The following is a 13,654-nucleotide window of genomic DNA, read 5'->3' as shown; positions in this document are numbered from 1 at the left end:
TCTGATAACGAGCTAGCTGACCGCACCCCACCAGCAACCGCGCAGCCGCCGGGTCGCCTACCGTCGAAACTCGGCGCAGGTGTGTCGACCCGCGGTGAGCAGCGAGTTCAGGAGGGTGAAGATGGTGATGTCGTCGCGCTCGATGTTAGCTGCGCCCGCTGTCTACACGGGCATTCCGGAACTGTCGTTCGCGCCCGTTCGCTGCGGGCCGGCCTACGCCCGCTTGGATCGCGCCCAGGCCGCCGCCGGTCAGACGGTGCTGCTGTGTGGTCCGGTGGGCACCGGGAAGACTGTCGTGCTGGTCGACTGGGTTCGCCGCAGGCGTTCGACGCGGGTCGTGTGGTTGACCGTGCCCGAGGGAACCGGTTCGGGTCTGCTGCGCGAGATCGCCCGAACCCTGGTTCCGACAACGGCATTCGCGTCGCCCGGCACTGTGTGCACGCCGATGGATCGCGCGGCCGACCTCGTCGCGGCCTTGGCCGACGTCAGCCCGACGGTGCTGGTGCTCGACGACGCCCACCTGCTCACCGACCCGATGGAACTCGCCGGCCTGGAATACCTGCTCGCGCACCTGCCCGCCCAGGTCACCGCCCTGATCGCGGGCCGTTTCGACCCGCCGCTGCGCTGGCACACCCTCGATCTGGCGGGCAGGCTGACGCGCATCGGCGCGCCCGAGCTGGCCCTGTCGCCCGACCGGGTCGCGCAGCTGCTGGCCCAGCACGACTGCCTGCTCGACGACGCCGAACTGGCGGTCGTGCAGAACCTCACCCGAGGCTGGGCCGCGCTGGTTCGCATCGCGGCAATCTGCCTGTCGGCCAGGGAATCCGACCGCACCACCGCCCTCGCCGCGCTGGCTCGCCCCGCGCACGCGGTCGCGGACTTCCTGGTCGCCGAGCTGCTGACGACACTGTCGGAGTCCACCCTCGAATTCCTGCTCGCCACAGCGGTTCCCACGCGCTTCTGCCTCCCGATGGCCGAGGATCTGGTCGGCGACGATGCCGCCCGCATCCTCGACGAACTGCTGCGCGCCAACTTCCCCCTGCACACCGTCGCCGACGCGGGCGAACTCTGGCACACCTACCACCCGCTGCTGCGCGCGTACCTGCTCGCCGAGGCCGCGCACACCCGACCGGATCGCCTGTCGGACTGCCATCGTCGCGTCGCGGCCTGGTTCACCGCGGCCGCGATGCCCGCGCCCGCGCTCGACCATGTCCTGGTCGAACCCGGCGCGCCCGGTCTGGAGCCCTTCATCCGGGACTGGGGGCTACGCATGGTGCTGGAAGGAACCGGTCAGACGCTGCTGTCCGCGGTCGAAAACCATTGTGAGTACGACACTTTCGTTCGGTTGTTGCGCGCGGCTGTCGCAGTCGAGTCGGGTGACATCGCCGCCGCCGAGGTCTACCTCGAAGCCGCCCACGTCGGTCCCGATTCGGCCACTCCGCTGGCGCCTGCGGCTCGGATCGTCGCGCTCGACCGGGCCGTGAGCGCGGGAGTCGCTGTGCTGGTGGGTGATTCGTCCTCGATGCGCTGGCCGCTGCCGCCCGCCACCGGCCACCCCGACCTCGACTGCTACGCCGCCCTGCAGTGCGGCACCGCCGACATCTATGCCGGTGAAATCGACAGCGGCACAACAGCGGTACGGCACGCGATCGTGCACGCCGAGCAGGCCGGACTCGGTCGCGTCGCGGTCCGCGCCCGCACGGCCGCGGCGGTGGCGGCGGGCATGGCGGGCCGCATCGGCGAGCTGCGCGCACTGGCGGACGCGGCCATCGACTGCGCGCGACGCTACGAGCCCGCCGGTTCGACCGACGCCGCCCAGGCCAGGGTGCTCGCGGCCTTCGGCGCCTACCAGCAGGGTGTGGACATCGACGCGCCCGTGCTGCCGGTGGACGACGAGACGATGGTGCCCGCGCCGGTGCGCCGAGCGGGGGTCATGGCCGCGCTGCTCACGCACACCGACCCCGCCGATCGCATCGCCGCCGTCCTCGCGGTGAGCAAGCCGCTGCACCGACTGCTCGACGAATCGCCCACCCTGCACGGCACCGGCGAACTGGTCACCGACGTGCTGTGGTTGCTGCTGCGCCTACAGGCCAGAGCCGACGCGCAACACCTGGTCGACCACGCGACCAGAGTCCTCGGGCCCACCCCCGACCTGACCGTCGCCGAAGCCGGGCTCGCCCTGCACGCGCACCGCCCCGCCGCGGTGCTGTCCGTGCTCGAACCGCTGCTGACCACCCCGAACCTGGCGCCGCGAACCCTGGTCACGGCCTGGCTGCTGGTCGCGGTCGCCGCCGACCACCTCGACCGCCCCCGCAAGGTCGACCACGCCTGCGAGCAGGCTCTCGCGAGCGCCGCCCCCGAACAGCTGATCCGCCCGTTCCTCGACGTCCCGCAAGCCGCCGAACTGCTCGATCGCCTCGGTCCCCGCTTCGCCCGCCACGCCACCCTCGTGGATCGCATCCGCGCCCACCGCGGCACCACCGCGAACGCCCCACAGCTCACCGACACCGAACTCGTTGTGCTGCGCCAACTTCCGTCGGGCATGACCGCGGCCAACATCGCCGCCGAGCTGGGTGTCTCGGTGAACACCGTCAAGACCCACCTGCGCGGCATCTACCACAAGCTGTCGGTGAACGCCCGCGGCGAAGCCATCGCCCAGGCGCGGACGCTGGGCCTGCTCTGAGCTCAGGCCGGCGCCTGTAGGGCCGGGAACCAGACATCGGTGAGTACCGCGGCCGCCTGCTCCGCCGACACTTCGATGGTGCCCTGCATGGCCCACCGAGTGAAGAACCGCTCGAGCTGGGCCACCAGCAGTTCGATGCGCAGCCGGGCCTCGTCGCGGCGATGTTCGGGCCAGCGGGCGAGGTAGTCCGGCATGGTGTCGGCCAGGGCCATGATGCCTTCGCGGGCCACGGCGCGGAACTCCGGTTCCAGCGCGGTGGCCTCGTCCCAGGCGGGCAGCATGTTCTTGTTCGCGAAGAACCAGTCGATCGCGCGAGTCATCCAGTCCGCGAACGACTCTCGTGAACCCAGCGCGAGCACTCGGTCCAGGTCGGCGTAGAAGTCGAGCACGCTGGCCAGGGTGCCGTCCAGGGCGATGGCCCGCAGCACCTCGCCTTTGCTGGTGAAGTGCAGGTAGAACGTCGCCCGGCTGCAACCCACGGCGGCGGCGATGTCGTCGACGCGCACGTCGGAGTAGCCCTGTGTCTCGAACAGGGTGCGGGCGGTCTCGACGATCCGGGCCTTGGTCAGACGCTTCTGTTCCTCACGGAGTGAGCCGCGGCGGGGGGTCGTCATGCGGTCATCATACGACTTGATCATTCACTAGACGCCGTGTCCAGTGAGCCGCTATCCTGTGGTCCACGTCACTCGGCGAGGTCATCGACGACCGCAGCCGTTCAGGAGTTGTGCATGGATACACGCGAATTGCCCAGGGTGTGCGTCATCGGCGCCGGACCTTCGGGTATCGCCGTCGCCAAAAGGCTTGCCGAGAACGGGATTCCGTTCGACTGCTACGAGGCATCCGACGAAGTCGGCGGCAACTGGTACTTCAAGAACCCCAACGGCATGTCGGCCTGCTATCAGAGCCTGCACATCGATACGTCCAAGTACCGCCTGCAATTCGAGGATTTCCCGGCACCCGCGGACTGGCCGGATTTTCCGCACCACTCCCAGCTGCTGCAGTACTTCAAGGATTACGTCGACCACTTCGACCTGCGCGACCGCATCACGTTCGACACGGTGGTCACCGCCGCCGAACACGACGACGACGGGCTGTGGCGGGTCACCACCGACAGCGGCGACACCGAGATCTACGACGCGCTGATCGTATGCAACGGCCACCACTGGGACCCCCGATTCCCTGACTACCCAGGCGAATTCGACGGTGTGCTGATGCACAGCCACGCCTACCGCGACCCGTTCGACCCCGTCGATCTGCGCGGCAAGCGCGTCGTGGTGGTCGGCATGGGCAACTCGGGTCTGGACATCGCCTCGGAGCTGTCGCAGCGTTTCCTGGCGGAGAAGCTGTTCGTTTCGGCGCGCCGTGGGGTGTGGGTGCTGCCCAAATACGTGAACGGCCGAGTGGGCGACCGACAGTCGGTACCGGCGTGGATCCCGGACCGGGTGGCGCTGAAGTTGAAGCAGCGGTTCGTGCGCAAGAATCGCGGCGAGATGCAGAACTACGGTCTGCCCGCACCCGATCACGAACCGTTCGAGGCGCATCCCTCGGCCAGCGAGGAATTCCTGCATCGCGCCGGCTGCGGCGACATCACGTTCAAGCCCGCCATCACGCGATTGGACGGCGACACAGTGCATTTCGCCGACGGCAGCAGCGAGCGCGTCGACGTGGTGTTGTGCGCCACCGGCTATCACATCAGCTTCCCGTTCTTCGCCGACGCGCGGTTGGTGCCCGATGCGGCCAACCACTTCCCGCTGTTCCAGATGATGCACAAGCCCGGTGTGGACAATCTGTTCTATCTCGGTCTGGCGCAACCGATGCCGACGCTGGTCAACTTCGCCGAGCAGCAGAGCAAACTGGTCGCCGCCTACCTCACCGGCCGCTACCACCTGCCCCCGCGCGAGCAGATCGATCGAGTACTCGATGCGCAGGAGGCCAAACGTGCCGGGCGGTATTACGATTCGCCGCGCCACACGATTCAGATCGAATTCGAACCGTATGTGCGCTCGATGAACAAGGAACTCGAGCAGGGCGCGAAACGTGCGGCCGCGGCGGGCAACAGCCTGCCGGTACCCGCGCGCGCGGTGACAGGAGTGTCGCGATGAGTTCTGGTTTCTGTCGCGATGAATTCGCCGGTGTCCGTGCGGCTTTCGACGAGAACTTGGCCTCCGGTGCCGAACTGGGTGCGTCGCTGTGCGTCACCGTCGACGGTGACCCGGTCGTCGACCTGTGGGGCGGTCACGCCGACGCGGCGCAGACCACACCGTGGGGTGCCGACACCTTGGTCAACGTCTTCTCGGTCACCAAGACGATGACGGCGCTGTGCGCGCTGCTGCTGGTGGACAGCGGCGACCTCGACGTCGACCAGCGCGTGGCCCACTACTGGCCCGAGTTCGCGGCCAATGGCAAGGCCGACATCGAAGTCCGCCACCTGCTCTCGCACACCTCGGGCGTCTCGGGCTGGGACAAGCCGATCGCACTGTCCGACATCTACGACACCGACGCCGCCGCGGCCCGGCTGGCCACGCAGGCCCCCTGGTGGGAGCCGGGCACTGCCTCGGGCTACCACGCCATCAACTACGGCCATCTCATCGGCGAGCTGGTGCGCCGCCTCACCGGCCGTTCGCTGGGCCGGTTCTTCGCCGACGAACTGGCCGGACCACTGGGCGCGGATTTCCATATCGGCACCGGCCCGCAGCACGCCGACCGGATCGCCGAACTGATCCCGCCGCAGCTGCCCGACTTCGACCTGTCGACGCTGGACCAGGACAGCGTGCTGATCAAAACGCTCACCAGTCCCTGGCTGGAGGTCTCCGAGACCGCGACCCAGGGTTGGCGTGAGGCCGAGATCGGCGGCACCAACGGACACGGCAACGCCCGCTCGGTGGCCCGCATCCAATCGCTGATCGCCAACGGCGGCGAACTCAGCGGCAGACGCTACCTCGCACCCGCCACGATCGACCTGATCTTCCGCGAACAGGCCGACGGCATCGACCTCGCCCTGCTCACCCCCTTGCGCTTCGGCATCGGCTACGGCCTGCCCCGCCCACAGACCTTCCCGCACATCCCCGACGGCCGCGTCTGCTGGTGGGCGGGCTACGGCGGCTCGATGGTCGTCAACGACCTGGACCGACGAATCACCTTCGCCTACACCATGAATCGGATGGCGACCGGGCTGATCGGTTCCGACCGCTGCGACAGCTACCTGAAGGCCACCTTCGACGCGGCCGCGGACCTCATTCCCTGATGGAGAAGAACATGACCGAAGCTGTAGACCCGCAGGAATTCGTCGCCAAGGTCGCCGCGGGGCTGACCGCGCCGGGTGCGCCGTTCGAGATGACCGTGGAACCCGTTCTCGGCGTGCCGATTCCGGTGATGGCCCATCGTCGCGCCAACTTGCGCGAAGTGTTCGAGCACTCGCGCGAGTGGGGCGAGCGCGACTATCTCGTCACCGAGGATCGCCGGATCTCCTTCGCCGAGCACGCCTCCGCAGTGGGCGCGCTGGCCACCGCGCTGGCCGCCCGATACGGAGTCGGCAAGGGGGACCGAGTCGGCATCCTGGCTGCCAACGGCCCGGACTGGGTGATCGCGTTCTGGGCGGCGCAGTGTCTGGGTGCGATTCCGGTCGGATACAACGCGTGGTGGGCACCCCCGGAGGTCGCTTACGGAATCAGCCACACCACACCGAAAGTCGTGATCGCCGACGCGAAAAGGGCTGCGCTGCTGGTCGAGTCGGGTGCGGCGGTGTTGTCTATCGAGGACGATCTGCCCGCCCTGCTCGCCGAGTTCGCCGGTGCCGATATCCCGAATACCCCGTTGGGTGAAGACGATCCGGCCGTCATCCTCTACACCAGCGGCACCAGCGGCCGCCCTAAAGGCGTCGTGCACTCGCAGCGAAACTTGGTGGCGATCAGCGACTATCACCGCTTCACCGACGCGATGATGGCCGTGTTCATGGGCCAGTCACCCACCGCGGGACCCAGCGACCGGCGCTACCTGGTCACCGCGCCGCTGTTCCACATCGCCAGCCTGCACAACCTGGTGATTCCGCGCCTGGCCACCGGTGCGGCGGTGGTGTTCCCCGACGGTGCGTTCGATGTCGACCGGGTGTTGCGGCTGGTCGAACGTGAGCGGGTCACCAACTGGGCCGCGGTGCCGACCATGGCCAGCAGAATGCTCGACCACGACGTGTCGCGGTACGACCTGTCCTCGCTGTCCGCGCTGTCGCTGAACTCCGCTCCGACCTCGCCCGACCTGCTCGAACAGCTGCGCGGTCACCTCGCCGGGGCAGGTCTGGCGCTCACCACCAGCTACGGACTCACCGAGAGCGGCACCGCGGCCACGGTCGCGACCCCGCTGGATCTCGCGGTCGACCTGGCCTCGGTCGGCAGGCCCATCATCGGTGTCGCGGTGCAGATCCGCGACGAGCACGGTGCGGTGGTCGCCGACGGCACCGAAGGTGAGATCTGTATCCGCAGCCCATATGTGATGCTCGGCTATTGGAACGACGAGACTGCCACCGCCGCCGCGATCGACGACGAACGATGGTTGCGCTCAGGGGATTTCGGCACAATCTCGGGTGGCCGCTTGACTGTCGCGGGCAGGCGCACCGATCTGATCCTGCGCGGCGGCGAGAACGTGTACCCCACCGAGATCGAGAACGTGCTCAGCACGCATCCCGCGGTCGACGATTGCGCGGTGTTCGGCGTCGCCCACGCCGATCTGGGTCAGGAGGTGGCGGCGGTGGTCGTCGCCGACCCGGGCACCGTGGACGCCGAGGAGCTGCGCGCGTTCGTCGCCGCCCGCCTGGCCTATTTCAAAGTTCCCAGCCGCTGGCGGATTTCCGCCGACGAGCTGCCACGCAACGCAACCGGTAAGGTCACTCGTCGCGAGCTCGCGATGTAAGAGGAGTCACTGACATGTTCGACAGCATCATCAAAGGCGGCCGGTGGTTCGACGGCACCGGCGCCCCGTCCGCGGTCCGTCACCTCGGCATCCGCGACGGCAAGGTTGCCGAAATCTCGGAGACCCCTCTCGACGAAACCGGTTGTGCCCGTGTCGTAGACGCCACCGACAAGTGGGTCATGCCCGGCATGATCGACATCCACACCCACTACGACATCGAGGTCCTGCTCGACCCGTCGCTGTCGGAATCGGTGCGGCACGGCGTGACCACCGTGCTGCTGGGTTCGTGCTCGCTGTCCACCGTGCACGTCGACGGTGAGACCGCCGGTGACCTGTTCGGCCGGGTCGAGGCCATCCCGCGCGAGTTCGTGGTCGGCGCGATGAACGACGGCCAGACCTGGAGTACCGCAGGCGAATACATCGATGCGCTCGAGCAGTTGCCGCTGGGCCCGAACCTGGCCGGCTTCATCGGCCACTCCGACATCCGGGCCGCGGTGATGGGTCTGGACCGCGCCACCCGCGACGAGGTGAAGCCGTCCAAGGACGAACTCGCCGAGATCGAGCGGATGCTCGTCGACGCCCTCGATGCCGGCTTCGTCGGAATGTCCTCGCAGCAACTGATGTTCGACAAGCTCGACGGTGTGACCTGCCGTTCGCGCACCCTGCCGTCCACCTATGCCAAGAGCAAGGAACGGCACAAGCTCAACACGATCCTGCGCAAGCGCAACCGCGCACTGCAGGGCGGCCCCGACATCGCCAACCCCAAAAGCCTTGTCTCGATGGCGGTCTCGAGCATCGGCATCGGGCGCAAGCCGCTGAAGGTGAGCCTGCTGTCGGCCGCCGACGTGAAGGCGGTGCCCGGCGCGTCCAAGATGTTCCCCGCCGTCGGCAAGATCATCAACGGCCTCAACGGCAACTTCCGCTGGCAGCATCTGCCCGTCCCGTTCGAGGTGTACTCCGACGGCATCTCGCTGCCGGTGTTCGAGGAATTCGGTTCCGGCGCAGCGGCATTGCACCTGTCCGACCACATCGACGAGCAGCGCCACCTCATGCAGGACGAGGAATACCGTCGCGCGTTCCGCAAGGACTACGACAACAAGTACGGCCCCCGCGCCTGGCACCGCGACTTCTTCGACGCCGACATCGTCGCCTGCCCCGACGAAACCGTCATCGGCAAGACCTTCGGCCAGGTCGGTGTCGACCGTGGCGGCGTGCACCCCGTCGACGCGTTCCTCGACCTGGTCGTCGAACACGGCGACAAATTGCGCTGGCGCACAACGATTTCCAACCACCGCCCCGAGGTAGCCGACATTCTCGCCGCCGACCCGTCGGTCCAACTCGGCTTCTCCGACGCGGGCGCCCACCTGCGCAACATGGCCTTCTACAACTTCGGCCTGCGCCTGCTGCGCCGCGTGAACGACGCCGCGAACACCGAAAAGCCGTTCATGACAGTCGAACACGCGATCCACCGCCTCACCGGCGAACTCGCCGACTGGTACGGCCTGGACACCGGCCACCTGCGCGTGGGCGACCGCGCCGACGCCGTGGTCATCGACCCCGCCCACCTCGACGAAACCCTCGACGCGTACGCCGAGGATCCGATCAAGGTGTTCGGCAACCTGTCCCGCATGGTCAACCGCAACGACGAGACGGTCACCGCGGTCTTCGTCAACGGACGCTTTGTCTTCGGCGAGGGCGAAGCCGATCCGGCCCTGGGCACCGAACGAGTGGGCGCCTTCCTGCGCTCGCAGTAGGAACCGGTCCGTACTCTCACCTGATGACCGGTTGGCGGCCGATCTGAACTGGTCGGCCGCCGCCCGCCCATCAGCGAAGGGACTCGACATGTCGGACGCCAAGAAGATCGCCTGGGGCAAGCCACGCCACCCCACCGACGCCGACCGTGACGCCCTGCGCGAAGACCTGCTCACCAGGGCTCGCGCCGTCCGCGCCGACGGCTGGGCCGACTACCGCACCGAATGGCCCGCCGGCCAGGTCGCCGTGGTCGCCTACATCCTCGGTGACGCCGAAGTACTCGCGGAGTTCGAAGAGAACGAGGGCACAGTCCTGAGCCGCTACGCCGCCGACCTGTTCGGATTCATCAAGGGCCGCAAGGACATCGAGGCAGGCCTGGTCGGCACCCAAGCCTGGTTCGAGACAGTGCGTAAGGCGCTGGGCAAGTCGTAGGGGCAGTCAGGACGCGAGGATGCGGTCGCGCAGGGTAGATACGCCCGGTCCGACAAGGTCGGCGCAGTAAGCCTCCCGCCCCGCCATCGCCATGGTCAGCGCCAGCGTCGTACCGCTGACCAGCGGACCCGCGCCCGTGGCGAACGGCCCATCGGTCGCCTCGACCCGCAAGCCCTTGATCAGGGTTCGGCTGGGAACAGTGAAGTCGCGACTGGCGTAGAACTCGGCGACCGCGGTCGTAGCGTCGATCGACGGCACGCGGGTCAACCCGAGCGGACGACGGATGTCCTGACCATGCACGATGACCTCACCCAGCCACGCCGCCGTATGCCCCGACGCAGCGACCTTGCTGGGAATGATCGCCGTGAACATCGCGAGCGTCTGCGCCGGCGTCGCCCCGAGATACTGAGCCTTCCGCCGCTCATTGTGCTTGTCGAAGTCGAACCGAGCGGCCAACACACTGGCGATCCACCGCACCCGACCCACACTCGCCGCCGCCGTGAGATGCGCAACCACATCCTCCACCGTCCACGCCCCACACAGCGACGCCCGCCCCCACTGCTCGTCGTCGAGACCACCGAGGTCATCGGCCAACGCCGCACGCTCGGCACGCGCCAACTCCCACAGCGCATCGCGGGGCAGTTCACGGGCAGACTGTTCAGGCACGACGACCTCCGATTCGGGCACCGGCAGCTCCCGGAACGCGACGGTGCCACCTCGACGCTCCGTAATGAAGACGGATCGGCCCCCACAAACTCATCGGTGCCGGCGCCAACTACCACTTGTCGGGAGTCACCGGTGCGTCCCAAGCCTTGGCGAAACGGGTCTTGTCCTTGGTGTCGACTTCCTTGCGCCGGTAGACGATGTACGGGCGGGTCAGGTAGCCGATGGGGGCGCTGAACATGTGGACCAGGCGGGTGTAGGGCCAGGCGAAGACCAGGGCGAGCACGACCAGGCCGTGGAGTTGGAAGGTCCACGGGACGCCGACCATCAGGCCCGGTTCGGGGTTGATGGAGAACAGGCTGCGGAACCAGGGGGAGACCGTGGTGCGGTAGTTGTAGGTGCCCCACAGCAGGTTGGAGCCCCAGGTGTTGAGCAGGCCGGTGACCAGCGCGAGGGTGAGCAGCGTGTACATCATGATGTCGTTGCGGCTGGTGTTCTTGCGTACGGCGGGGATGGCGATGCGGCGGTAGCACAGGATCGCCACGCCCGCGACGACCATCAGGCCCGCGATCGAGCCCGCGCCCACGGCGACGAGGTGGTAGGCGTGTTCGGAGATTCCTATTGCGGCAGTCCAGGATTCGGGGATCAGCAGCCCCATCACGTGCCCGCCGAACACGCCGAGCATGCCGAAGTGGAACAGCGGGCTACCCAGCTGCAGCAGCTTGGACTCGTAGATCTGCGAGGAGCGGGTGGTCCAGCCGAACTGGTCGAAGCGGTACCGCCAGACATGGCCCAGCACAAAGGAAGTCGCCGCGATGTAGGGCAGGATCAGCCAAAGGCCTTCGGGCAGGGGGATTGTGGCGTTCATCGGCGGCCTTCCGCGGCGTCGAAGAGAGCAGGGTCCATGGCGTAGGGCTCGAGGCCGACTTCTTCCTCGGGTGGTCCCTGCGCGGCGAGTTCGGCGATGCGGCGACGGTCGGCGGTGGTGACCGGGGGCAGCGTGGACAGCACCGCGCCGAGCACGCCGCTGTAGGGAGAGTTGTTGTCGCCCAGCGACAGTCGCAGCAGTTCCATCACCGGCACGTGTTCGCCGAGCAGGCGTTCGCCGCCTACGGGATCGATGGTGGCGGCGAATTCCAGCAGGACGGGGAGGTGGTCGGGCAATTCCTCGTCGCCCAGTTCCACCCCGGCCTGGCGGTAGGCGTGCTTGAAGCGCAGCAGCGCCATGCCGCGTTTGCGGGTGTCACCGAACGCGTAGAACGTCAGGTGCAGGCTGGCGCGGCGGCGCATGTCGAAGGTTTCGACGTAGCTCTGCGCCGCTTCGATCGCCGGGGTGTCGCGCAGGTAGGTGAGGATCTCAGCGAAGTGCGCCTGCACCTCTTCGGGCAATTGTGCTGCGGCACCGGACAACTGGTCCAGCATCGCCAGGGTCTTCTCGCCGGGGTAGTCGAGCAGGAACGCGGCCAGTCGCCACACGACGAGTCGGTCGTGCTCGGCCATGGCCGTCACCGGTTGGGGCCGTTTGCGAATCGACAGCAGGCTCATGGCGCGACACCGCTCACGGGCGAGTCGGTAACGGCAGCGCCGTTGCTGCCGTTGCCGTTACCGGCGCCGTTGCCGGTCTCCTCGGTGCCGTTCGTGGTCGGCACGAGTCCGCTGGTGCTGCGCCCGTCCCAGTTGAGCAGGTTGATCCGGCCCGACTTCTCCTCGGGCGCGGCCTGATTCACGTCCGACAGCGAGAACTTCTCGACCACCTGGTCGAACGCGGTCATGCCGGGTCCGCCGTCGGTGTCGAGACTGCACCCGGTGGCCAGCGAATCCAGTTCGTGCGCTTTGGATGTCGCGCCCATCGGGATCACGTACCGGTGCTCGTACTTGGCGATGGCCAGCAGCCGGTACATCGCCTCGATCTCCTCGGGTTCCAGCCCGATCGACGGTGCGATGTGCGGCTCGGGCTCCTCGCCGAGGTTGACCGAACGCATGAACGCCCGCATCCCGGCCAACCGTTGCAGCGACGAGCGCACCGGCCCTATCTCGCCGGCGGTGAACAGTTCGGCCAGATATTCCAAGGGAATACGCAGCGCGTCGATGGCGCCGAACAGATTGCGCACGTCTTCGCCGTCGTGGCCGGTCTCGCTGAGCACGTCCACCACCGGCGACAGCGGCGGCACGTACCAAACCATCGGCATCGTCCGGTATTCCGGGTGCAGCGGCAGCGCCAACTGGTAGTCCACGATCAGCTTGTAGACCGGCGAATCCTGGGCGGCCTGAATCCAATCCGACGAGATGCCCGCCTTCTCGGCTTCGGCGATCACGCGCGGGTCATGCGGGTTGAGGAACACCCCCAGCTGCGAGGTGTACAGGTCCTGCGGGTCGGTGACCTGGGCCGCGTCGAGCACCGCGTCGGCGTCGTAGAGCATCACGCCGATGTAGCGCAGCCGTCCGACGCAGGTTTCCGAGCACACGGTCGGAATGCCGACCTCCACGCGCGGGTAGCAGAAAGTGCATTTCTCCGCCTTGCCCGTCTTGTGGTTGAAGTAGATCTTCTTGTACGGGCAGCCGGTGATGCACTGCCGCCAACCGCGACATTTGTCCTGGTCGACGAGCACGATGCCGTCTTCCTCGCGCTTGTAGATCGCGCCGGAGGGGCACGCCGCGGCGCAGGAGGGGTTCAGGCAGTGCTCGCAGATGCGCGGCAGGTAGAACATGAAGGTCTCTTCGAACTCCAGTTTCACCTTGGTCTCGAGCTTGCCGAGAATGGGGTCCTTGCCGACCTGCTCGGGACCCGAGCCGAGGTCGTCGTCCCAGTTCGCACCCCAGGTGACCTTGGTGTCCTCGCCGGTGATCAGCGACTTGGGCCGCGCCACCGGGGTGGTGTCCATGGGCGGCGACGACAGCAGATTGTCGTAGTCGTAGCTCCACGGCTCGTAGTAGTCCGCGACCGTGGGCAGATCAGGGTTGGCGAAGATGTTCATCAGGCGCTTGAACCGCGACCCGGACTTGAGGGTCAGCTTGCCGCGCTTGTTGAGCGTCCAGCCACCCTTCCACTTCTCCTGGTCCTCGTACTGACGCGGATAGCCCTGTCCCGGACGGGTTTCCACATTGTTGAACCAAACGTATTCCGTGCCACCACGATTGGTCCATGCCTGCTTGCAGGTGACGCTGCAGGTGTGGCAGCCGATGCACTTGTCGAGGTTCATGACCATCGCAAGTTGAGCCATT

11 protein-coding genes are annotated in these 13,654 nt (G+C 67.4%); 6 read left to right on the top strand and 5 right to left on the bottom strand.

The window, feature by feature from the left end; genetic code table 11:
- Window positions 1–121 precede the first annotated feature (121 nt).
- Window positions 122–2,683 carry a LuxR C-terminal-related transcriptional regulator gene (locus ACFWU5_RS03535; protein WP_379266036.1) on the top strand — a complete coding sequence of 854 codons (2,562 nt, stop codon included), beginning with the start codon at window positions 122–124 and terminating at the stop codon, window positions 2,681–2,683.
- A gap of 2 nt (window positions 2,684–2,685) precedes the next feature.
- Here ACFWU5_RS03535 and ACFWU5_RS03530 read toward each other — a convergent pair whose 3' ends face one another.
- Window positions 2,686–3,297 (bottom strand): TetR/AcrR family transcriptional regulator, encoded by a 612-nt coding sequence (locus tag ACFWU5_RS03530; protein WP_379266035.1) that lies wholly within the window; start codon window positions 3,295–3,297, stop codon window positions 2,686–2,688.
- A gap of 114 nt (window positions 3,298–3,411) precedes the next feature.
- On the opposite strand from ACFWU5_RS03530, the gene ACFWU5_RS03525 reads away from it, so the two are divergent.
- From ACFWU5_RS03525 to ACFWU5_RS03505, 5 genes are all read left to right on the top strand, one after another.
- The gene (locus ACFWU5_RS03525; RefSeq protein WP_379266034.1) at window positions 3,412–4,785 is read left to right on the top strand and encodes a flavin-containing monooxygenase; all 1,374 of its coding nucleotides are present in this window, start codon (window positions 3,412–3,414) and stop codon (window positions 4,783–4,785) included.
- Window positions 4,782–5,927 (top strand): serine hydrolase domain-containing protein, encoded by a 1,146-nt coding sequence (locus ACFWU5_RS03520; protein ID WP_379240266.1) that lies wholly within the window; start codon window positions 4,782–4,784, stop codon window positions 5,925–5,927. Before ACFWU5_RS03525 ends, ACFWU5_RS03520 begins: the two co-directional genes overlap by 4 nt.
- An 11-nt stretch (window positions 5,928–5,938) precedes the next feature.
- On the top strand, window positions 5,939–7,585 hold the full coding sequence (locus ACFWU5_RS03515) for a class I adenylate-forming enzyme family protein (RefSeq protein ID WP_379266033.1): 1,647 nt from the start codon (window positions 5,939–5,941) through the stop codon (window positions 7,583–7,585).
- A 14-nt stretch (window positions 7,586–7,599) separates the two neighbouring features.
- On the top strand, window positions 7,600–9,339 hold the full coding sequence (locus tag ACFWU5_RS03510) for an amidohydrolase family protein (RefSeq protein ID WP_379266032.1): 1,740 nt from the start codon (window positions 7,600–7,602) through the stop codon (window positions 9,337–9,339).
- Window positions 9,340–9,427: 88 nt separating this feature from the next.
- Window positions 9,428–9,769 carry a hypothetical protein gene (locus ACFWU5_RS03505; protein WP_379266031.1) on the top strand — a complete coding sequence of 114 codons (342 nt, stop codon included), beginning with the start codon at window positions 9,428–9,430 and terminating at the stop codon, window positions 9,767–9,769.
- Between the two features lie 6 nt (window positions 9,770–9,775).
- On the opposite strand, the gene ACFWU5_RS03500 is transcribed toward ACFWU5_RS03505, so the two are convergent.
- The 4 genes from ACFWU5_RS03500 to narH all read right to left on the bottom strand — a co-directional run bounded on the left by ACFWU5_RS03500 (window position 9,776) and on the right by narH (window position 13,653).
- Window positions 9,776–10,435, bottom strand: coding sequence for a maleylpyruvate isomerase family mycothiol-dependent enzyme (locus tag ACFWU5_RS03500; RefSeq protein WP_379266030.1), 660 nt, complete (start codon window positions 10,433–10,435; stop codon window positions 9,776–9,778).
- Between the two features lie 109 nt (window positions 10,436–10,544).
- Entirely contained in the window at window positions 10,545–11,300 is a 756-nt protein-coding gene (narI, locus tag ACFWU5_RS03495) for a respiratory nitrate reductase subunit gamma (RefSeq protein ID WP_379266029.1), read from the bottom strand.
- Complete coding sequence (gene narJ / locus ACFWU5_RS03490) at window positions 11,297–11,977, bottom strand: nitrate reductase molybdenum cofactor assembly chaperone (protein WP_379266028.1); 681 nt, start codon at window positions 11,975–11,977, stop codon at window positions 11,297–11,299. The genes narI and narJ overlap by 4 nt, the downstream gene beginning before the upstream one ends.
- Window positions 11,974–13,653 (bottom strand): nitrate reductase subunit beta, encoded by a 1,680-nt coding sequence (narH, locus tag ACFWU5_RS03485; protein ID WP_379266027.1) that lies wholly within the window; start codon window positions 13,651–13,653, stop codon window positions 11,974–11,976. The genes narJ and narH overlap by 4 nt, the downstream gene beginning before the upstream one ends.
- Window position 13,654: the final 1 nt, after the last annotated feature.

The organism is Nocardia sp. NPDC058640 (genome assembly GCF_042716995.1).
In the GTDB taxonomy this organism is placed as follows: domain Bacteria; phylum Actinomycetota; class Actinomycetes; order Mycobacteriales; family Mycobacteriaceae; genus Nocardia.
The sequence above is the reverse complement of the archived record's forward strand: the minus strand, read 5'-3'. Positions and strand labels throughout refer to the sequence as shown.